Source organism: Lentzea sp. NPDC054927 (assembly GCF_053610285.1).
The window spans coordinates 262,908-283,905 of the sequence record NZ_JBSGXZ010000007.1; the positions used below are offsets into that span (position 1 = coordinate 262,908).

A 20,998-nucleotide genomic window follows, 5' to 3' on the forward strand; every position below is an offset into this window, starting at 1 on the left:
GGTCACGGGCACATGTGGTGTAGACCAATCTCAGGTGTGGTGCGCACGACAGGATCGACTACGGTTCACCACATGGCTCGCCGCGTGATCACGCTGACCGCGAAACAGGCCCTTGAGCAGCTCAGCAGGCCCGGCCCGCACCCCGTGCTGCGCGGCGACCTCGCGCTCGTCGGCCTGCCGGGCGTGATCTTCACCCCGCAGTCCGGCCTCGGTCTGCCCGCTGTCGCGTTCGGACACGGCTGGATGCAGCCCGTTCGCCGCTACCACGGGCTTTTGCGGCACCTGGCGTCGTGGGGCGTGGTCGCCGCGGCACCGGCCGTGGAGCGCGGCCCGCTGCTGTCGGCGCGCGTGCTGTCGGCGAACCTGCTGACCACTTTGGACATCTGCACCGGCGTGCGCCTCGGATCCGGGGAGATCAGCGTCGACCCGGCCCGTCTCGCCCTGGCCGGGCACTCGATGGGTGGCGGTGCGGCGGTGCTCGCGGCATCGGCCTCCGACCGCATCCGGGCCGTTGTGACTTTGGCCGCAACGGAGACGCGTCCGTCCGCTCTGGACGCCGCACGCGACGTCAAGGCGCCCGGCCTGCACCTCGCGGCCGGCGAGGACCGCATCGCGCCGCCGGTCGGGCACTCCGAGGCGATCGCCCAGGCCTGGGGCGGACCCGTCCAGCTCCGGTTGCTGCCCAAAGCTTCACACCTCGGGTTCACCGAGGGCAGGCACTGGAGCGAGCTGATGCTGGACGGCAGCGCCGAGCGGGGGTCGCACAAGCTCGGGCGCGCGTTCGCGACGGCGTTCCTGCTCCGGGTGCTGACCGGTGAGCGCACCTACGACGAGCTGCTCGACAGCGACCTGAAGGCCGCGAACCTCATCTTCCAGCGCGAAGCTCTGCGCAGCCGCTAGGTTGCTCGGCGTGATGCCGAATCAGGGCTGGCAGCAGCAACAGCCGCAACAGCAGTGGGGTCCGCCTCCTCCGCCGCCGAAGGGCGGCAGCTTCGCGATGGCCGTCATCGTCGCGGTGGGCGCGTTCGGGGTCGCCGTGTACTGGGCGATCCTCGGGATCATGCGGATCATCATCAAGCGCCCGCACCAGTCGGAACCGGACGTCGTGGCGCGGCTGCTGGCGTCGACCGGCGGCAACGGCGACCTGCTGGCGCCGCTGAGCATCGCCGACATGGTGCTCAAGCTGCTCGCGGCCGCGGTGCTGGTGTTCGGCGCGTTGCTGATCGTCATGCGCAAGATGCCCGGCGCGTTCCTCGTCGCCGGTGCCGTCCTGCTGGGGATCCTGGCCGCCGGCTGCCACTTCTTCTACTACAACCAGCTCGGGTGGAGCGGCACCAGCGACACCTACATCGCGGCAGTGCTCACGCTCGTCGTCGGGGTGGTGGCGATCCTGCCGCCGGTCACCAACGCGTTGAAGCCCGCCGCCCAGCCCCAGTTCGGTCACCCGCAGGCCGGCCACCCGCACGCCGGCCACCCACAGGCCGGTCAGCCCCAGTTCCCGCAGCAGGGGCCGCCACCCGGCTACGGGCAGCAGCAACAGCAACAGCCGCCACCGCCCGGTTACGGCCCGCCGCAGGGTCCACCGCAGGGACCACCGCCGCCCGGCTACGGCCCACCACGCTGACCAACGAGAACGCCCCCAGGTCGTCCGACCCGGGGGCGTTCGTCGTCTCAGGACAACCAGCTCTGGTTGCTGAGGTCGTCGTCATCGTCGACGGGCGGCCGCACCGGCCGCCGGGGCGGCGGAGCCTGGCGGATCGGCGGTGGAGGCGTCACCGGCTGCTGGACCACCGGAGGCTGCCGCACGGGCTGCTGCGGGGCAGCGTCGTTCGGCCCGCGCATGAAGCCCTCGGACTGGGCGCGCAGCTCGCGTGCCTGCCGTTCCTTCTCGATCTGCGCGAGCTCCTCGGCGAGGTCGTCGTGCGGACCGGCGGTCTCGTCCTCCAGGCCGAACGAGAGCTCCTTGTTGCGGTCCTTGCCCTCGCCGCGCTGGTTGCGGGCCATCTCGCGGAGCCGCGAGGTGAGCCGCTGTTTGCGGTCGGCGAACTTGTCGTGACTCTCCTGCGTGGCCTTGGTCGACTCGTCGAACTTCTGCCTGACCTCGGCCATGCGTGTGGAGTGCTCCGACTCGATGCCGGAGAGCTTCGCCTTGAACGCGGCGAGATCGAGATCACTCACCACTGACCACCCCGATTGCCCTCGTCACCGCTGAGCACGCCCTGGGCACTGCTGAGCGGGTTGTTGTTGTCCTCGTCGAACAGCGACCCGGTGGTGCGCCACTGGCTCGCGCCGCGCTCGGTGTCGCCGCCCTGCTGACCGCCGCCGGCACCTCCACCCATGCCGCCGCCGCCCATCATCCCGCCGCCCATCATGCCGCCGGACTGGGCACCGGACGCGGGCTGGCCGTGGGCGTCCTGCATGGACGGGAGGTTCGCGGAGCCGGCCTGACCGGCCTCCGAGGCGTTGGTGTTGAACGAGCCGTTCTCGTTGGACTGGGACGGAGTGCTCCACGCGCTGTCCGCCGGCGACGAACTGCCGAGGACGGACTCGCTGCCGTTGGCGCCGCCACCGGTGAACGAGACACCGGACGTCATGGTGCTGTCCGATGCCGCGGCGTGCGCGAACTGCGGGCCCTCGCTGGAGATCCGGGGCTCGCCGACGTTCGGCATGATGCCGTTGTCCTCGATGTAGCTGCGGCCCATCGACTCCTGGAAGCGCTCGGCCACCTGCGGAGTGACCTCGCCCGGCTGGGTCCAGACCTGCTCACCCTGGGCGGGCATGGTCTGGAACTCGCCCTGGGCAGGCGCGGGCATCGTCTGGAACTCGCCCTCCACGGGCCGCGGGAAGTCCTGCTCCGGCAGGGTCAGCGGCTCGTCGAGACGCAGATCCCCGCTCATGCCACCGGAGCCGGCACCCGCCTTGTCGGTGCCAGAGCCGGAGTCGGCGGCGGGGTTCTCGTCCTCGCCGAAGCTCACGCCGATCTGGTCGGGGGTGCCGTCGCCGTTGTCCGCGGTCAGGTTGATCTCACCGGTGTCGGCGTTGACCTCGGCGGTGAAGTTGACGCCGTCCTGCTCGATGTGGATCTTGCCGTCCGCGCCGACCTCGACGGGGATCGGGTTCGACTCAGAGCCGGGCGCGCCCATGCCCGTGCCGCCGGGGGTCGTCGGCGTGGTGCCGGCGGGCCCAGGGGTGCCGAGGGCCGGCGAGCCCGGCGTCGTCGCCGTGCCGGTGAGCTGGTTGGCCATGGCGGTGATGGCCTGCGTGCCGTTCTGGCCCATCAGCGCCTTGGCGGCCTCGGGGTTCTTGCTGAAGTCCAGGTCGTAGGTCTTCGGGTCACCCTTGGGCGTGTCGATCGTCATCTTCACGTGCCCGTTCGAGTCGGGCTCCGTGACCTTGATCGTGTTGTCGCCGGCCTTGACCGTGACGGACTCGAGGTTCTCCTCGGGCTTGGGCTGCTGGTTGTCCGGCTTGCCGTCGCCGTCGAGGTCGTCGGGCTTGCCGTCGCCGTCGGTGTCACCGGGCACGTCCGGCTTGCCGTCGCCGTTCTTGTCGAGCGGGTTCTCCGGCTTCGGGATCTCCGGAGTGCCACCGCCGGGGGGCGTGCCACCGCCACCGGGCGGGCCGCCGCCACCGGGGGGCGTGCCACCGCCGCTGTCACTGCCGCCCTTGTCGCTGCCGCCCTTGTCACCCGGCTTCTCGGCGGGCTTCTCCTCCTTGGCGGGCTCGAACGGCTTGGTGTTGATCTTGTCCATCTCGGCGCCGAGCGCGTTCCACGCGTCGTCGACCGACTTCTTGGTGTTCTTGCAGAGGTCCTCGAAGTTCTTGTACTTCTCGCTGACGTCCTTGTGGAAGGTGGTCTGCAACCACTCGCGGCAGCCCTTGCGGACCTCGCCCTTCCACACGTCGTCGTCGCACGCCTCGTCGTCGATCTGGATGCCGACGTGACCGGCCGCGCGCCTGAGCACGCCCTCGTCCTCGCTGTCCGCGGCCTGGACGACCTCGCGGATCTGCGGCGGGGTCTTGCCCGCGATGTCGAACGGGCTGCCCACGCCGTTCAGCACGGCGTTCGCCTTGTCGTTCACCAGCTGCGAGACCGTGTGGCACGCCAGGCGGGTCGCGTCGGCGATGTGGTTGATGCCGTCCGCGACGGCGGCGCCCTTCTTCGAGAAGTCGGCGACGTAGGCACGGGAGTTGTCCGCGGCGTTGCCGTCCCAGCTCGACCAGAGCTTCGACATCGACTTCTCGGAGTCGGCCTGCTGCGTGCGCAGATCGGTGGAGACCTGCCGCATCTCGACGATGTCCTCGTCGATCTTGTGGAAGTCGATGTCGCGCTGCTCTTCGTAGAGCTTCTTGACGTTGTTGTAGTCGGTGTTGACGTTCGCGCCGACACCGATGACCGACTTCGCCTCCGCGTAGACGGGGAGGAAGTTCTCGAAGTACTTGAGGCCGGGCATGCCCGCGTCGAGCAGGAAGTTCGAGTTGCCGACGCCGGCGCCACCGTCGGCCGCGCGCTGCTCGGACTGGTCGAGCGTGTTCTGCCCGGACTTCTTGGCGTTGTTGTGGTCGTCGATCTTCTTCTGACCGGCGTCGCCCGACTTCTTCGCGATGTCGTAGGCGTTGTTCAGCCGGTCTTCCGAGCTGTCCGACCAGGGCATCGAGTTCGACAGCGACTGGCCGAAGCCGTCACCGTACGAGACGTCGTAGTCGTCGAGGTACCTCTCGAGCTCGTCGTTGTGCGTGCCCGTGAAGTCCTTGTCCATCTCGGTCGTGTAGTACGCCTCGAGAAGGGCTTTCTTCTGGTCCGGCGGAACCTCGGGGTTGTCGCAGAGCTTCTTGACTTCTTCCCAGCTGGGCATCCGCGACTACCTTCCCTGCTTGTTCATCTTGGCGGCGTTGGCCTCTTCTTGCCACGCGTAGCCGTTGGCGGACTCGCGCAGCTTGTCCGAGAGGCCCTTCATCGCCGCCGAGTAGGCACCGATCGCCTCGGCTATCTTCGGCAGGCCGGCCTTGTACTTGGCACCGCCACCGGTGTGCTCGCGGCCGAAGTCCTTCTCGGTCACCGCACTCGCGCTGATCTTGGCCTTGTAGTTCTCGATCTCGGTCGCGATGCCCTGGATGGTCGTCGCGGACGACATCATTTCGCCGGCGTTCGCCTGATAGCCAGACATGTTCCCCTGCCTCCCCTTGTCCCCGATCTGACGCAGTTCGGCTCAGCGGGGTTCCGCCATACAGTGCCAGCTCAGATCACACGCTGACCTGAGCTCTGTGATGTCGGTTGCCTTAGTAAACAGCCATTCGGCGGCACTCGCCGGTGATCACCACTGATTGGGTGGCGGTTGCTGCTGACCAGGAGGTTGCTGGGGCCACTGCCCGCCTTGCGGGGGACCCTGCGGCGGGTACGGCTGCCCGGAGGGAGGGCCCTGCTGGGGGTACTGCTGCCCGGGAGGAGGGCCCTGCTGGGGATGGTGACCGCCGGGAGGAGGCGGGTAACCCTGGCCGGGAGGGAACTGCTGCGGATGCTGGGCCCGCTTCTTCTGGTTCTTCACCAAGACCACGATCACCACCGCGAGCACGACAAGAACCAGGACGAACAAGACGATCAACAGCTGCGCCGGTCCGAACTTCACGTCGTCGTCCTCGCCTCTCGGTGGCCTCACCGACACCGGGGCCGGGACGTGTCACGTCACCGGCCCCTGGTCGGTCGTCAGTGCACCGAGGAAACCACATCGGCGAGGCGCTGCGCCGCCGACTCCGCCTGTTCGTGGCTGGTTGCCTCGACCATCACCCGCACGAGCTGCTCGGTGCCGGACGGACGCAACAGCACACGGCCGCTGTCGCCCAGCTCGCCCTCGACGGCGGCGACGGCCTCGCTGACCGACGACGCCTTGGCGACCGCGGCCTTGTCGGAGACCTTCACGTTGATCAGGACCTGCGGCAGGCGGCGCATCACCGACGCGAGGTCGGCGAGCGACTTGCCGGTCTCGGCCATGCGGGCCATCAGGCGCAGCGCGGTGAGCAGGCCGTCGCCGGTGGTGGCGTGCGCGGGCAGCACCACGTGGCCGGACTGCTCGCCGCCGAGCGAGTAACCGCCGGCCTTGAGGTCCTGCAGCACGTAGCGGTCGCCGACGGCGGTGGTGCGGAGCTGGATCTTCTCCGCCTTCATGGCGATGTGCAGACCGAGGTTGCTCATGACCGTGGCGACCAGCGTGTCCTCGTACAGCTCGCCGGCGTCGCGCATGGCGAGCGCGAGGACCGCGAGGATCTGGTCGCCGTCAATGAGGTTGCCCTCGGCGTCCACGGCGAGGCAGCGGTCGGCGTCGCCGTCGTGCGCGATGCCGAGGTCGGCACCGTGCTCGCGGACCGCGGCGGCCACCACGTCGATGTGCGTCGAGCCACAGCCGGCGTTGATGTTGAGGCCGTCCGGGTTCGCGTTGATCGCGATCACCTCGGCCCCCGCGCGGCGGTAGGCGTCCGGTGCGGCCACCGACGCGGCACCGTTCGCGCAGTCCACCACGACCTTGAGGCCGTCGAGGCGGTGCGGCGTGACCTTGAGCAGGTGCTCGACGTACTGGGTCTCGGAGTCGGGGATGTCGCGCACCCGGCCGATCGAGGCGCCGGTGGGACGGTCGAAACCGGTGCCCATGTGCTGTTCGATCTCGTCCTCGACCTGGTCGGGCAGCTTGTGGCCGCCCGCGGCGAAGAGCTTGATCCCGTTGTCCGGCATCGCGTTGTGCGACGCGGAGATCATCACGCCGATGTCGGCGCCGAGCGCGGCCACCAGGTACGCGACGGCGGGCGTGGGCAGTGCTCCGACCCGCAGCACGTCCGCACCGGCCGACGTGAGGCCCGCGGTGACGGCGGCGTCGAGCATCTCGCTGCTCGCCCTCGGGTCGCGGCCGACGACGGCGACAGGGCGGTGGGAGCGGTCGTGCTCGGCGAGCACGCGTGCCGCTGCGGCGGCGACGGACATCGCGAGCTCAGGGGTGAGATCGGCGTTGGCGAGACCACGCACACCGTCGGTGCCGAACAGGCGGGCCATGAAACCTCCGAAAGGGACACTGCGAGGCGGCGGGGAAGACCCGGAAAACACTGCGGGAGCAGCAGTTCGTGGTGAACTGCTGCTCCCGCAGGTACAGCTGGTAACTCAGATCAACGCTTGGAGTACTGAGGCGCCTTGCGGGCCTTCTTCAGACCGTACTTCTTGCGCTCCTTGACCCGCGGGTCACGAGTGAGGAAGCCGGCCTTCTTGAGGACCGGGCGGTCCTCGGAGTCGACGGCGATCAGCGCACGCGCGATGGCGAGACGCAGCGCACCGGCCTGGCCGGTGATGCCGCCGCCACGCAGGTTCGCGATGACGTCGAAGGTCTCGGGCTTCTCCGTGGTGACGAGCGGCTCACGGATGAGCTGCTGGTGCACCTTGTTCGGGAAGTACGCCTCGAGCGTCTTGCCGTTCAGCGTGAACTTGCCGGTGCCGGGCACGAGGCGGACGCGAACGACCGCTTCCTTGCGGCGACCGACGGTCTGCGCGAGGTGCGCGGCGCCGTTCAGCTGCGGAGCGACGACCACCGGTGCGGAGGCTTCTTCCTCGACGACCTCAGCCTCAGCGGCCTCGGCCTCGGGAGCAGCCTCGACGACCTCGGCCTCGACAACCTCAGCCTCGACCGCGGGGGTCTCGACCTCAGGGGTCTCGTTCTCAGGGGTGGTCACAGGAACTTCCTCGGTGTTCTCGTCGCTCACTGGGCGATCTTCTTGATCTCGAAGGTCTGCGGCTGCTGCGCCGCGTGCGGGTGGTTCGGCCCGCTGTAGACCTTGAGCTTGTTCGCGATCTGGCGGCCGAGGCGGTTCTTGGGCAGCATGCCCTTGATCGCCTTCTCGACCAGCCGGTCCGAACGCGTGTCCAGCAGCTCACCGAAGGACTGCTTGCGCAGACCACCGGGGAAGCCGGAGTGGCGGTACTGGAACGCCTGGTCCCGCTTCGCGCCGGTCAACGCCACCTTGTCAGCGTTGATGATGACAACGAAGTCACCAGTGTCAACGTGAGGGGCGTAAGTCGGCTTGTGCTTGCCGCGCAGCAGCGTCGCGGCCTGGGTGGCGAGCCGGCCGAGCACCACGTCCTGGGCGTCGATCACGTGCCAGGTGCGGGTCACCTCACCGGGCTTCGGGCTGTACGTGCGCACGGATCTACCTCGTCGTCACTTGCGTCTGGGGTCACTGCGGCGGTTGCCCCAGACCGATCTTGGACGAACCAAGCAGTGGTACCGAGACAGGCGCGGCACACATGGGCGCCAGCTACCGCACAACAACGTAAGAAGATACCGGATGGGTGGGGCGGGGACCAAAACGGCCCCTCTTCAAGGCTCCTACCTCCGGACATACGCGAGCCCCGGACCACGTGGTTCCGGGGCTCGCGAGGTCTTGCAGGTCTTGCCGGCCGCGATGACTACCAGCGGCTGGTGTTCGCCTGCTCAGCGGTCTGGTACGCCTCGGCGGCGTCGCGAACCGCGATACCGATGGACGAGAGGACGGCCTGAAGGTCGGCGGCGGCGGTGTCCCACGCGCGCTGCTTGTCGTCGTAGGCCTCCTTGGCGGCACCTTCGTAGCTCGCCGTGACCTTGGAGATCGCGCTCTTCAGGTCTTCCAGCTGCTGCTGGACCTGCTGCGCCGAGCTGCTGATCGACGACGCGGCGTTCTGGAGCTCCGCGAAGTGAACCTTGACTTCACCAGACATTGTGAATCTCCCCTTGAAAGTTTGTGTGAGGTTGAAGCGAAAGCTGAAGCGAAGAGCCCGGCAGAATCAGCCGAGGCGGTTCGAGATGACAGAGGAGAGGTTGGTCGCTTCCTCTTCCTGCTGGGCGTAGGTCACCGAGCTCTTGTCCATCTGCTCGGCGATGCCGCGCAGGGCCTCCTGGAGCTTCGCGGCGTCGGCGTTGAAGCGCTCCATCAGGGCGCCGAACGCGGTCGCGGCCGAACCACGCCACGTGCCCTTCACGGTCTCGACGGTGTTCGCAACACTGCGCAGCGTGCCCTGCGTCGAAGCGTCGACGTCGAGGATCTGCTTCGCGAGTCCCGCAAGTTCTTCAGCAGTCGCGGTGTAACCAGCCATTGGGAGATTCCCCCTTCAGAGAACTTCAGGTTCGTACTTCTTGGTTCGTACGCCTCTTACGACGGAGACCTTGCCACGCCGGTTCCACCCTGTCGCGACTTCGATCGAAGTAGTTGCGCTAGTAAACGGTCCCGGGTGAAACCAGGTGTCAGTAGAGGATTCGCGACTGCGAAAAGTCCTCGTCATCGTCACTCACACGGGGAAGCTGACCACTCGGACCGGCGACGGCGGCGGAACCGAGAGTGGCCACCGGTTGCGTCTCAACTGGCGCGGGAGCGGTCAGTTCGGCGGCGCCCGGCACCTGTTCGACGGGCAGCCCGCGGTCATGGCGGAACCCCGTGGACGTCTCGCGCACGTCGGCAGAGGTGGCCTGGGCACCGGGTTCAACCCTGCGCTCGCGGGCCTGCCTGGCCAGGTCACGGGTGCGTTCCCGCAGCTTGGCGTTGCGTTCCCCGATCTCACCCGACGCACGACGGGCACGGGTGACGGCGGCGCCGACCTCGGCGCGGAACCGGGCGAGGACCTCGGTGGCGGACATTCGGTGACTCCCCTGACGTAGCTACTGCGGCTTGATGAGCAGCGAGCTGACGACCTGCTCGCAGGCGGTGCGGACGCGATCCTGCGCGGCCGGCGCCGCCTGGCAGCCCACGCTCACCTGGACCTTGCCCACGAACTGGATGTACCAGTCGACCCCGGTCGTCTCGACCACTTCGCGATAGTGAACAACAGACTTCCCCGCGAATGTGGTGATGTCGGTGAAGTCGGACACCTCGTCGCCTTTGTCTTTGCGCCCCTGATACGTCTGCCGCAACTCCGTCAGCGCGCGAACGCGATCCTGATCACTGTTGTAGGTGAGAGTTTGCTCCTGCACAGCAATGCGCGCGTCCGGCTGTTTGCTATTGGAATTCGCACGGTCAATCGGTTGCAAAAGCACTTGCCGGTCATTCGCAATACCGCCCGTCTGCTCCCACCCGTCCGGACGGGTGAAGCTGTAGTCGTAGACGGCGATCTGATTGGCCGGCGGATTGGTTTGCTGCGGCGTTTTCTCGCGGTTCAGCCAGAAGTAACCACCGACACCGGCGGCGGCGAGCACGACCACCACACCGATCGTGACGAACAGCGGCGTCTTGCTCTTCTTCCGCGGCTGAGGTGCCGCGGGGAACGCCGACGGGAACTGCGCGACGGGCGGCGGCTGGATCCGGCGGGTGATCTTGCGGGTGGTGTCGTCGGTCACCCGGAGGTTGTGGGTCACATCACCCGGACCGCCCCTCGGCGGCGTCTGGAGCGATCCCTGCGGGGCCACCCCGCCGGTCCGTTCGGGGTCGAGGCTGACCGCCCGCAGCGCGCCGCGGGCGACGACGGTCTCCGGCTGGTCGATGCTGATCGGCACCACGCGGGTGTGCTCGTGCACCAGCCGTGCAACGAGCGGGATCCGGCTCGACCCGCCGACCAGGAACACACCGGCGAGCTGCTGGGGAGCGAGACCCGAGTCGCGGACGGTCGCACCGACCAGCGCGGCCGCCCGGCTGAGCGGCGCGGTGATCAGCTGCTCCAGGTCCGACCGGGTCACGTGCGCGTCGGGGAACGGCGGCGGCATCGGCACGTCGGTGTAGGCGTGCCGGGACAACGTCTCCTTGGCACCCCGGACGTCCTGCCGCAGCACCCGCCGCTTGCGCCGGTCGGCCATCTCCCTGCCCTCGACGAGCTGCCGCCACGCCTCGGGGTCCTTGGCCGCGACCAGCCCGCCGACGTGCTCCAGCAATGCCTGGTCGACGTCCGCGCCGCCGAAGCTCGGATCACCCTTGGCGGACAGCACCCGGAAGCTCTTGCCCGTGCGCGTCACCACGCTCGCGTCGACGGTTCCGCCGCCGAGGTCGAGCACGGCGAGCGCGGCACCGTCCGGAATGGAGTGGCTCGCGGAGTGGAAGACGGCGGCCGCGACGGGTTCGGGCACGAGCACCAGCTCGCGGCCGAGCCCACGCGCCGCCTGAAGCAGCACTCGGGTGCGGACCGTGCCCCAGTCCGCGGGGTGTGTGAGAACGAGGAGATCGACTGGTGCCCCGCCACCAACGCGCCGTGCCTCACCGACAGCCCGTGTCAGCACCGCGCGCACAACGTCCACAACGGGCAGCACGGTGTTGCCGAGCAATAACTCACCCTCGTCGACGCGACGCTTCGGGTGCGGCTCGTAGCGGGCAGGGTCGACCGCGGCCTGACGCTCTGCCTCCTGACCGACGAACAACGTCCCGTCAGCGGCGGCGAACACGGCGGACGGCACCAGCGGCTGGCCGTCGAACACGACGACCTGCGGCTCCCGGCCGTGGGCCGAAACGGCGACGCAGGTGCTCGACGTGCCGAAGTCGACCGCGACGTGCAGGCTCATGCACCTTCCCCTCTTCCGGGCACATGCTTACCCGATGCGACCGGCCCGGACGACCGGGATGGCGAAGTCGGTCATTCCGGGCCGGGTCCGCGCACGAGAGCGAGCTTCGCCTCGAGCCACTGGGCCCGATCGTTCCCGGCGGCGCGGGCCAGCTCGAGTCCCTGCTCCCACGCGCGCAGCGCGTCGTCGTGCCGCCCCAGCCTGAACAGCAGCGGGCCCAGGTCCTCGTCCAGCACCGCGATCCGGGACCGGACGTCGGTGAACCTCTCCAGCTCTTCGAGACAGTGCTCGAAGAGAGCGAGCGCCTCGTCGAGCCTGCCGAGGCCGACCAGGGCGACCGCGATGAGGGAGTTCAACCGCGCGGCCATGTACTCGTCGCCCGTTCGGTGAAGGAGGGCTCGCATCCGGTCTCCCTCCACGAGCGACTCGGCGTAACGCCGAAGGTTGTTGAGCGTGCCGACGAGGTTCACCCTGCCGATGTGCTCGGAATGCAGTGCCCCCGCCTCCACCGACAGCGCGATGCTCCGGCGCACGCAGTCGAGCGACTCCTCCGCCCGGCCCAGGGACAGGTACGCGACGCTCATGTTGTTCAGGCCTGCCTGCTCGGTGACCTTGTCCCCCGCCTCGCGGACCAGCGGCAGACCGGCCTCGAACCCACGCAGCGCGTCCTCGAAGCGCTTGACGTTGACGTACGTCGAAGCGAGCTTCACCTTGAGCACCCCGCGTGCCTGCGGAGGGCCGAGGTCCTGGACGGCCTCGAACATCGAGAGGAGCTCTCGATCCCGAGTCCTCTCGATGACGTAGTGGGTGCGCAGGTGGACGGGGATCATCTGGGCCAGCAGGTCCCAGCCCCTCACTATGGCCATGTCCATCACCGCGCGGAGGTTGGCCCACTCGCCGTGACACCACGCGAGTGCTTCGAAACGGGTGGAGAACTCCTGCGGGACAACACCTGTCGAAACCTCGCCCGCGGACATCGCCTGGTCGTAACCGTGCAGCTGCACGGCCTTCTCCAGCGTGTGCACGTACCACTCTGTCAACCGCAGTTCGGCGGTCTCGTCGTCTCCGCACAGCTCGGTGGCGTACGCGCGCAGCAGGTCGTGCAGGTCGTAACGGCCCGGTGAGCGGGTCTGCACGAGGTGGTCCGCGACGAGCCGCTCCAACAGCCGGCGTGCCTGCGCGACGGTCACCCCGGCCAGCGCGGCCGCGGCGCCGACGTCGAGATCGGCTCCCGGATGGACGGACAGCAGCCGGAACATCCGGGCGGCTTCGTCGTCCAGCGCACGGTACGACCACGAGAACACCGCGCGCACGTCGACGTCTTCGAAGTCGGTCAGCGCGTCGAGTCGCTCGGTGCGCAGTTCGGCGGCGAACTCGTGCAGCGGGGTCTCCCGGAACCGCGCCACCCTCTCCGCGAAGACGCGCAACGCGAGCGGAAGCCCACCGCACTGCTCGACGATCTCGCGGACCGCTTCAGGTTCCGCGTCGAGCCGCTCGGCCCCGAGCACCGCGGCCAGCAAGGCGTGAGCCTCGTCGTCGTCCAGTTGCCGCAACGCGACGCTCGTCGCGCCGAACCGCACGATGAGAGGGCGCAGCTGGTTGCGGCTCGTGATGAGCACACGGACGCTGGCGGAGCCGGGCAGGATGGGAAGCACCTGGTTGCTCGTCGCTGCGTTGTCCAGGACGAGCAACATCCGCCGCCCGGCCAACTCGGTCCGCAGCAACGCGAATCGTGCTTCTTCGGTGGAGAGCACGTCCTGCACACCGAGGCTCAGCAACAGGGACTCCGCGGCCTGGAAGGGATCGACCGGCTCGGCCTCCCGGTCGAACCCCCTGAGGTCCACGTAGAGGTCGCCGTCCGGGAAGTCCTGGCGCACCTCGTGGGACCACCGCAGCGCGAGGGTCGTCTTGCCGACACCGCCGGCGCCGTGCAGCACGGTGATCCCGTTCGCCCTGCCGAGCAGCGAGAGCTCTTCGACGCGGCCGACGAAGTTGTGCACGCCGGCCGGCAACTGCCGTGGCACCGCACGACGATCCACGTGGCCGACGTCCGCACGGAGAATGCGCTCGTGCAGATCGCGCAGCGCCGGGCCGGGATCGACGCCGAGCTCGTCCACCAACCGTTCGCGGATCTCCTGGTAGGCCGCGAGCGCCTTGGCCTGCTGACCCGATCGGTAGAGCGCCAGCATCAGCTGCCGCCAGAACGACTCGCGCAACGGGTGATCGGCGATCAACGACCGCAGCTCTGCCACCAGGGCGGCGGCGTGTCCCCGGCCGAGATCGGCGTCGATCCGCCGTTCCAGCACGGCGAGGCGCTCGTCGAGCAACGGCGGTACGTCGTCGCGGTGCAGGACGTCCGACTTGACGTTGCCGAGCACGGGGCCGCGCCACAACGCCGTTGCGGCGGCGAGGTCGTTCGAGCCGGCGAGCGCGCGGAACCGCAGCAGGTCCAGCTCGTCCTGGCCGATCTCCACCTGGTAGCCGCGGCTGGAGGTGCGCACGCGGTTCGCGGCTCCGAGCGACTTGCGCAGCCGGGTGACGACCATGTGCAACGTCTTGTGGGCGCGGTCAGCGGTCGGTGGCTCACCGTCCCACACCCGCTCGATCAGCTCGTCAACCGATACAAACCGGTTGGGGCGCAACAACAACGTCGCCAGCAACACCCGGCCGCGCCCTGCCGGAACGGTCACCGGCTCACCGTCGAGCAGCACTTCGAGGGGGCCGAGCACGCGGAACTCGACGCTCATCGTCCCCCTTCCCCGCCGGGTGCGGCATTCGCCCGCAAGTCTGCCGAAGACCTGGAGAGTTCGGTGATGCGGGCGCGCAGCTTCGCCGTCACCGCCTCGTGGCCCAGGCTTTCGCGGATGAGCAACGCCTCCTTCAACGCGGCCAGTGCCTCACCCGACCGGCCTCCACTCACGTGCGCGTCAGCGAGGTTCGCCAGCGTCACCGCCTTCACCACGGCCGGCAGCTGGCCGGCGAGCAGGGCGAGTACCCGGCGGAACGTCGCCACGGCCTCGTCCACGTTGCCGCTCTCCAGGTGCAGCTGGCCACGAGTGTCCAAAGTGGAGGCGGCGAGGCCGATCATCCCGGCTTCCACGACGGCGGTGTGGGCCTCGTCGTTCGCGGCCAGTGCGGCGTCGAACTCCTTCAAGCCCACCAACGTCATCGAGTAGTTGTTCAACGCGGTGGCCAGGCCGGCGGGCGAACCCTGCTCGCGGCGCTTGTCCACGGCGCGTTCGTGCAGGGCCTTCGCCGACTCGAGGTCGCCGCTCACCGCGTGGTTGACGGCCCACTGGTCGAGGGTGACCGCGATGCCGTGCAGGTGGCCGATCTCCTCGCGCACCCGCAGCGCCTCGGCGTAGCGGGCGTGGGCGGCGGCGTGGTCGCCCAGGGAGAAGTGCGCGCTGGCGAGCGAGTGCAGGGTGATGCCCTCGGCGTACCTGTCCCCGCTCGCACGGGCGGCGTCGAGGGCGAGGCGGTGCGGCCCGATCCGTTCGGACGGGCGTTGCCGCAGGTGGAGGTAGCCGGACATGACAGTCGCGAGCTGCCACGCGTGGTGGTGCAGGCCGTGTTCGCCGGCGAGCCGGACGGCGGCCAGCAGGTTGTCGTGCTCGGTCTCGCACCAGCCGGCCGCGGTCTCCCGGTCGTCGAACAGCATGGGCCGCACGCCGTCCGAGAGCGGGCTCAGGGTGACCTCCGGACGGCCGTTGCGCAGCAGTCGATCGGCGCTGTCCACCGAGTGCAGGTAGAACTCGATCAGCCGGCGCACGGCGGCGGGGTCTTCCTCGCCCGACGAACGCGAGTACGCGCGCAGCAGGTCGTGGGACGAGTACCTACCAGGAGTGCGTTCGGTGGCGAGATGCATGCGCACCAACGTTTCCAACGACCTGCGCACGTCGGTGCGGCCGTCGAGCGCGGTGGCGGCGTCCAGTGAGATGTCCGGGCCGGGCGTCCGTCCGAGCAAGCGGAACAGCCGGGCCGTCTCCTCGTCGAGCTGATCGCAGGTCGTGGCGAAGACGGCCTCCACGCTGCCCATCACCTCGCCCGCGGTGGTGAGTTCGCCGATGAGCGAGCGCAGGGAGAGCGCAGGCTCGTCGGCCGCCCTGGACGCGGCCACGGCGAGTGCGAGCGGCAGGCCACCGCAGAACGCCACCAGGTCGGCGACGGCGTCCGGTTCGGCTGCCACGCGGTCGGCGCCGAGCCGGGCGGTGAGGAGCGCGACGGCGTCCTCGTCGCCCAGCTGGTCCAGCGTGACCGGGACCGCGCCCTCGCGGACCACCAGCCCGGTGAAGCGGTTGCGGCTGGTGATCACGGCCAGGCAGCCCCGACCGGCCGGCAGCAGCGGGCGGACCTGTTCGACGTCACGGGCGTTGTCGAGCAGCACCAGCACGCGCCGGTCGGCGACGACGCTGCGGTAGAGCGCAGCGCGTTCCGGCAGGTCGGCCGGCACCCTGCCACCGAACACCCCGAACGCGCCGAGGAACCCCGCCAGCACGTCGGCCGGATCGGCGGGGGCCGCGGACGGGTCGAACCCGCGCAGGTCGGCGTACAGCCCGCCGTCCGGGAAGCGGCCGGAGTTCGTGTGCGCCCACCGCACGGCCAGCGCGCTCTTGCCGATGCCCGCGGTGCCGTCGACCGCGGTGATCACCACGGCCGCGCCTCCCGTGGCGGCTGTGCTCAGCCTGGCCAGTTCCGCGTCCAGCCCGATGAAGTACGCGGCCGCAACGGGCAGCTGCCGCGGTACGCGCGAGGCCGGGTCGAGCAACCGTTCGTGCAACTCGCGCAACGGCTGTGCGGGCTCCACACCCAGTTCGTCGGCGAGGTGATCGCGAATGCGCTCGTACGCCGCGAGCGCCTCCTGCGGCCTGCCCGCCTGGTGCAGCGCCTGCACGAGCTGCGCCCAGAACCCTTCGCGCAGCGGGTGTTCCCGAGTCAGCTCCCGGAGTTCGCCGACGAGCTCGGCGCCGCGCCCGCGCGCCAGGTCGGCCTCGATGCGCCGCCCGTGCACGACGAGCCGTTCCTCGACGAGCGGTGGCACGTCCTCGCGGTGCAGGTGCGGCGAGCCGACGTTCGAGGCCACCTCACCACGCCAGTGCTCCAAGGCAGCCGCGAACTCGCCCTCGGCGGCGAGACGCCGGAACCGGGTCAGGTCCAGCCGCTCCGGGTCGAGCTCGGCCAGATAGCCACCGGTGGCCGTGCGCACGCAGTTGGCGTCCCCCAGCGCGATCCGCAGCCGCCGCACGACCATCTGCAACGTCTTGTGGGCGCGGTCGACGGTGGGCGGTTCGCCGTCCCAGAGCCGGTCGACCAGCTCATCGACGGACACGAACTGGTTGGGCCGCAACAACAACGTCGCCAGCAGCACGCGCACCCGACCGGCCGGCAGCGCGACGGGCACGCCGTCGCTCAGCACCTCCAGTGGTCCGAGGACGCGGTACTCGACGTTCATGGGCCCTCTCCGGTTCGTCCACTTCGGACGTCGTGTGAGCGAAGTGTGACTGCCAGTCGCCAAGGTGGTCATCAGCCGGGGACGACAGCGGCGAGGTCTTCAGCCTGGGGGGCCGCTGTCACCCGGCGTCTGCTCCAGCGCTGCCAGCAACCCGGCAGCCCTCTCCGCCCGATCATCACCGAGTTCACGCCACAGATCGATCGAGCGTTGCCATGCGGCGACGGCTTCTTCCCTCCGGCCGAGGCCCGCCAGCGCGCGACCGATCTCTTCCAGCACCCCGGCTTCGCCCGCGGCGTCACCGAACCGCCGCGCGTTGGCAAGCGCTACCTGGAGTTCCGGCAGTGCCTCGTCGTACCTCCCGCACAGAGCGAGGGTCGCAGCCCTCATCCCGTGCGCCCGGTTCGTCATGTACTCCTCGTCCAGGCACGCGGTTGCTTCGACAGCCCGTTCTGCGCACTCCAGCGCCTCGGCGTGCCGGCCAAGGTTGTTGTGGTCGGCAGCGAGGTTGATCAGGCAGGCCACTTCCAGATAGCGCTCGCCGCTCTCGACAGCGATGGCCAGGGCCTGCCGGGTGACGTTCTCGGCGACGTCCGGCCGGCCGAGCTTCTGGTAGAGCTGGCCCGCGTTGATCAGAACCGCGGCCGCGACGTACGGCTCCTCCACCGCGTGCACGAGCGGCAGGGCGTTCTCGAAGGTGCGCAACGCGTCATCCAGGTGGCCCACGTCCTCGTAGAGCGAGGACAGCTTGAGCTGCAGGAGCACCTGCTCCCGGGAAGTGCCGAAGCCCAGCACCGCCTCGAACATCTCGACGGCCTCGTGCCGGTGGTCCTGCTGGATGTTGAGGTATCCGTGGAGGTGCATCGGGACCTGCCAGGCGAGCCGGTGCCAGCCCCGGCTGATCGCCCCGAACATGATCGCTCTGAGGTTGGGCCACTCCGCACGCCGCCGCCGGCGTGATCGTCACGGCGGCCACCGATCAGAAGCCGAAGCGGCGCTACACCGCGGGTTCGACCGCTGCGCGCGCCAGTGTGCTTCGTCGCGTCGCCCCCGCGTGGGCCTTCGACCGGAGCGTCCGCAAGCTCAACCGGATGGTCGGCTGACATGCGGGCGTTCATCGTCGACCGCTACGGCAAGAGCGGCAACACCCTTCGGGCCGGTGACGTGCCGGAACCGCGGGTGGGTGAGCACGACGTGCTGGTCCAGATCCACGCCGCGGGCGTCAACGCCCTGGACGTCAAGATCAGGGACGGGGAGTTCAAGCTCGTCCTGCCCTACCGCCCGCCGTTCGTCCTGGGCAACGACGTCGCCGGTGTCGTGCTCCGGGCCGGGGCCGGCGTGCGGAAGTTCCAGCCAGGCGACGAGGTCTACGCGCGACCGGGCAAGGACCGGATCGGCACCTTCGCGGAGCTCATCTCCATCAGCGAGGACGACCTGGCGCTGAAGCCGGGGCGGCTCACCATGGAGGAGGCGGCCGCCGTCCCCCTGGTAGGCCTGACCGCCTGGCAGGCGCTGGTCGAGATCGCGGACCTGCGCAAGGGACAGAAGGTCTTCATCCACGCCGGCGCCGGCGGCGTCGGGACGTTCGCGATCCAGCTGGCGAAACACCTGGGCGCCACCGTGGCCACCACGACGAGCGCGGCCAACGTCGATCTGGTCAAGCGGCTCGGCGCCGACGTCGTGATCGACTACCGCGAGGAAGACTTCGAAACCGTCCTGCGCGACTACGACGTGGTGCTGAACAGCCTGGACAACGAGACGCTCGAGAAGTCACTGCGCGTGCTGAAGCCAGGCGGAAAGCTCGTCTCGATCTCCGGCCCGCCGGACCCGGCCTTCGCCAGGGAGATCGGCAAGCCCTGGATCCTGCGGCCGGTGATGCGCGTCCTGAGCCACCGGGTCAGGAAAGCCGCCCGGCGCCGCCAGATCAGCTACTCGTTCCTCTTCATGAGGGCGAACGGGGAGCAGCTGGGCGAGATCACCTCGCTCATCGACGCCGGAATCATCGATCCGGTCGTCGACCGGGTCTTCCCCTTCGAGGCGACCAACGAGGCCATGGCGTACGTCCAAACAGGACGCGCCAAGGGCAAGGTCGTCGTGAAGGTCAGGTAGGAGCTCGTGCGAGAAGGAGCCGTCATGACCGTGATCACCGCCTACAAGGACACGCCGACGCAGACCGTGGACGTCGGTGGGACGACGTTCGCCTACCGGCAACTCGGCCAGGACACCGGCACGCCGGTGATCTTCCTGAACCACCTGGCCGCCGTGCTGGACAACTGGGACCCCCGTGTCGTGGACGGCATCGCCACCAGGCACCGGGTGATCACCTTCGACAACCGGGGAGTCGGCGCCTCGCAAGGCAGGACACCACGCTCGGTGGACGCCATGGCACGTGACGCCATCGCCTTCATCCGCGCACTGGGCCACGACCAGGCCGACCTCTTCGGCTTCTCCCTGGGCGGCTTCGTCGCCCAAGTGATCGCCGCGCAGGAACCACGACTCGTGCGCAGGATGATCCTCGCGGGCACCGGCCCGGCAGGTGGCGAGGGCATCGACAAGGTCACCTCCGTCACCCTGCTCGACAGCCTGAAAGCCGCACTCACCTTCAACGACCCCAAGGAGTACCTGTTCTTCACCAGCACGGCCAACGGCAGGGCGGCGGCCCGGCAGTTCGTGAACCGGCTGAAGGAGCGAACGGACGACCGGGACCGCTCGATCTCCGTGACGACATTCCGCAACCAGCTCAAAGCGATCCACGCGTGGGGCGTCCAGCAACCCTCCGACCTGACGGTCGTCCAGCAGCCGGTCTTCGTCGCGAACGGTGACCACGACAGGATGGTGCCGAGCAGCAACTCCGCCGATCTGGCCCGGCGCCTGCCCAACGCCCGGCTCACGCTGTACCCCGATGCCGGGCACGGCGGCATCTTCCAGCACCACGACGAGTTCGTCGCCGAAGCCCTCGAGTTCCTCGCGTCGTGACCGCGGCTCGGCGAACGATCGCCGAAAGCAACAAGCGTCCTCGGCGTCGGTGTGTCGAGAGCTTCGGCGGTGAGCCAACGCGCGAGCTGGCCCGGCCACTTGGCCAGAGCGCAGGGCGGACGAGCAGCCGGTTGGTCGTGGTAGCTGTGAACAGCGAACTGCCGCTGGCTGCCAGTGCACGTGCCTGCGGTGCGGTTCAGCGCGGGTGGGCCTGGCGGTATCAGCCTCAGCTGTTCAGCTCCTCGCGGGCAGCGGCGAGAAACGCGACCTTGGGTCCTTGAAGGTAGTCCCACATCGAGACGCCCTCTGGCTCCTGCCAGAGAACGTGCTCGAGGGCGCGTACGTATGCACGAGCCAGTTCATGCAGGGGTGTGATGAACAGGATGTGGATCATCCGCTCGCAGACCCACAGCTCATCGACGACATCCAGTGCGGCCGCCTTCCACGCAGGCGTGTCGTCCCGATCCTCGGCGGCGCGCTCGGCCTGCTGAGCGACTCGGATGAACTGACGCAACAACTCCAGCTGCTCCACTCGGCGGGCCTCGGCCCGCTCATTGGCCTGCCGACGCTGATCGGTGCGGTCGGAGCGGCGCTGCACGCTGGCCTGGACCAGATAGGACAGGCCGCCGCCGAGCACCACACCAATCAGGGAGAGGATCGAGACCCACACCTGCATCTGCATGAGGTGATACATACCAAACGATCACCTCGCTCGGTGCCGGCATTCCCTTCTGACTTCAGTCAGTGGTGGCGAGTGGGCCGGGAAGCATCGCTCCGGCCGTCAAGTCCGACACCACTGTCGACCTCGACCTGCTGCCCGACGAGGTGTCGCGACCGCTGTTCGAGGCGCTTCGGCTAGAGATCCACTACGACTACGAAACGAGGACTGCCGTGTGTCGCATCACGCTGACCGGAGACACGGTCGGAGCAGCAGAAAGGGCCGCAACCGAGGCGGTCGCGGCCCTTCCGAAGCAACGCTCTGCTCGTAGTGAGCAGGTCTGCGTGGTGCCCCCGGCAGGGCGACGCGCAGACGGTCCCAGCCACCTGCGGGGGTCCGGGGGCTTGCCCCCGGCTGGGATCTGGGGGC

At 69.1% G+C, this 20,998-nt stretch carries 19 protein-coding genes; 4 read left to right on the forward strand and 15 right to left on the reverse strand.

Annotated elements, in window-relative coordinates; translation table 11 throughout:
- Positions 1–72 precede the first annotated feature (72 nt).
- Positions 73–900, forward strand: a complete 828-nt coding sequence (locus ACWGE0_RS14540; protein ID WP_452261367.1) for a dienelactone hydrolase family protein — start codon at positions 73–75, stop codon at positions 898–900.
- Between the two features lie 10 nt (positions 901–910).
- Positions 911–1,624 carry a hypothetical protein gene (locus tag ACWGE0_RS14545; RefSeq protein ID WP_452261368.1) on the forward strand — a complete coding sequence of 238 codons (714 nt, stop codon included), beginning with the start codon at positions 911–913 and terminating at the stop codon, positions 1,622–1,624.
- Between the two features lie 47 nt (positions 1,625–1,671).
- On the opposite strand, the gene ACWGE0_RS14550 is transcribed toward ACWGE0_RS14545, so the two are convergent.
- From ACWGE0_RS14550 to ACWGE0_RS14615, 14 genes are all read right to left on the reverse strand, one after another.
- A complete protein-coding gene (locus ACWGE0_RS14550) occupies positions 1,672–2,178 on the reverse strand; it encodes a hypothetical protein (protein ID WP_452261369.1) in 507 nt (168 codons plus the stop codon).
- Positions 2,175–4,856, reverse strand: coding sequence for a WXG100 family type VII secretion target (locus tag ACWGE0_RS14555; RefSeq protein ID WP_452261370.1), 2,682 nt, complete (start codon positions 4,854–4,856; stop codon positions 2,175–2,177). Before ACWGE0_RS14555 ends, ACWGE0_RS14550 begins: the two co-directional genes overlap by 4 nt.
- A gap of 6 nt (positions 4,857–4,862) precedes the next feature.
- A complete protein-coding gene (locus tag ACWGE0_RS14560) occupies positions 4,863–5,168 on the reverse strand; it encodes a type VII secretion target (protein WP_452261371.1) in 306 nt (101 codons plus the stop codon).
- 147 nt (positions 5,169–5,315) lie between these two features.
- The gene (locus ACWGE0_RS14565; protein ID WP_452261372.1) at positions 5,316–5,627 is read right to left on the reverse strand and encodes a hypothetical protein; all 312 of its coding nucleotides are present in this window, start codon (positions 5,625–5,627) and stop codon (positions 5,316–5,318) included.
- Positions 5,628–5,704: 77 nt separating this feature from the next.
- Positions 5,705–7,039: a phosphoglucosamine mutase gene (gene glmM / locus ACWGE0_RS14570; RefSeq protein WP_452261373.1), complete on the reverse strand. Its 1,335-nt coding sequence runs from the start codon at positions 7,037–7,039 to the stop codon at positions 5,705–5,707.
- 110 nt (positions 7,040–7,149) lie between these two features.
- Positions 7,150–7,707: a 30S ribosomal protein S9 gene (gene rpsI / locus ACWGE0_RS14575; RefSeq protein WP_452261374.1), complete on the reverse strand. Its 558-nt coding sequence runs from the start codon at positions 7,705–7,707 to the stop codon at positions 7,150–7,152.
- Positions 7,708–7,733: 26 nt separating this feature from the next.
- Positions 7,734–8,177, reverse strand: a complete 444-nt coding sequence (rplM, locus tag ACWGE0_RS14580) for a 50S ribosomal protein L13 (RefSeq protein ID WP_452261375.1) — start codon at positions 8,175–8,177, stop codon at positions 7,734–7,736.
- Positions 8,178–8,440: 263 nt separating this feature from the next.
- Positions 8,441–8,728 carry a WXG100 family type VII secretion target gene (locus ACWGE0_RS14585; protein ID WP_452261376.1) on the reverse strand — a complete coding sequence of 96 codons (288 nt, stop codon included), beginning with the start codon at positions 8,726–8,728 and terminating at the stop codon, positions 8,441–8,443.
- Between the two features lie 66 nt (positions 8,729–8,794).
- Positions 8,795–9,103 carry a WXG100 family type VII secretion target gene (locus tag ACWGE0_RS14590; protein ID WP_452261377.1) on the reverse strand — a complete coding sequence of 103 codons (309 nt, stop codon included), beginning with the start codon at positions 9,101–9,103 and terminating at the stop codon, positions 8,795–8,797.
- A gap of 148 nt (positions 9,104–9,251) precedes the next feature.
- Positions 9,252–9,641 (reverse strand): hypothetical protein, encoded by a 390-nt coding sequence (locus ACWGE0_RS14595; protein WP_452261378.1) that lies wholly within the window; start codon positions 9,639–9,641, stop codon positions 9,252–9,254.
- A 21-nt stretch (positions 9,642–9,662) separates the two neighbouring features.
- Positions 9,663–11,486 (reverse strand): type VII secretion-associated protein, encoded by a 1,824-nt coding sequence (locus tag ACWGE0_RS14600; RefSeq protein WP_452261379.1) that lies wholly within the window; start codon positions 11,484–11,486, stop codon positions 9,663–9,665.
- 71 nt (positions 11,487–11,557) lie between these two features.
- Positions 11,558–14,233 (reverse strand): BTAD domain-containing putative transcriptional regulator, encoded by a 2,676-nt coding sequence (locus tag ACWGE0_RS14605; RefSeq protein WP_452261380.1) that lies wholly within the window; start codon positions 14,231–14,233, stop codon positions 11,558–11,560.
- Positions 14,230–16,938: a BTAD domain-containing putative transcriptional regulator gene (locus ACWGE0_RS14610; RefSeq protein WP_452261381.1), complete on the reverse strand. Its 2,709-nt coding sequence runs from the start codon at positions 16,936–16,938 to the stop codon at positions 14,230–14,232. The genes ACWGE0_RS14605 and ACWGE0_RS14610 overlap by 4 nt, the downstream gene beginning before the upstream one ends.
- Before the next feature lie 99 nt (positions 16,939–17,037).
- Positions 17,038–17,850, reverse strand: a complete 813-nt coding sequence (locus tag ACWGE0_RS14615) for a tetratricopeptide repeat protein (protein ID WP_452261382.1) — start codon at positions 17,848–17,850, stop codon at positions 17,038–17,040.
- Between the two features lie 189 nt (positions 17,851–18,039).
- Between ACWGE0_RS14615 and ACWGE0_RS14620 the strand changes: the two genes are divergently transcribed.
- Both ACWGE0_RS14620 and ACWGE0_RS14625 read left to right on the forward strand, forming a co-directional pair.
- Positions 18,040–19,044: an NADP-dependent oxidoreductase gene (locus ACWGE0_RS14620; RefSeq protein WP_452261383.1), complete on the forward strand. Its 1,005-nt coding sequence runs from the start codon at positions 18,040–18,042 to the stop codon at positions 19,042–19,044.
- A gap of 24 nt (positions 19,045–19,068) precedes the next feature.
- Positions 19,069–19,911, forward strand: coding sequence for an alpha/beta fold hydrolase (locus tag ACWGE0_RS14625; protein ID WP_452261384.1), 843 nt, complete (start codon positions 19,069–19,071; stop codon positions 19,909–19,911).
- 226 nt (positions 19,912–20,137) lie between these two features.
- On the opposite strand, the gene ACWGE0_RS14630 is transcribed toward ACWGE0_RS14625, so the two are convergent.
- Entirely contained in the window at positions 20,138–20,593 is a 456-nt protein-coding gene (locus ACWGE0_RS14630) for a hypothetical protein (RefSeq protein ID WP_452261385.1), read from the reverse strand.
- Positions 20,594–20,998 lie beyond the last annotated feature (405 nt).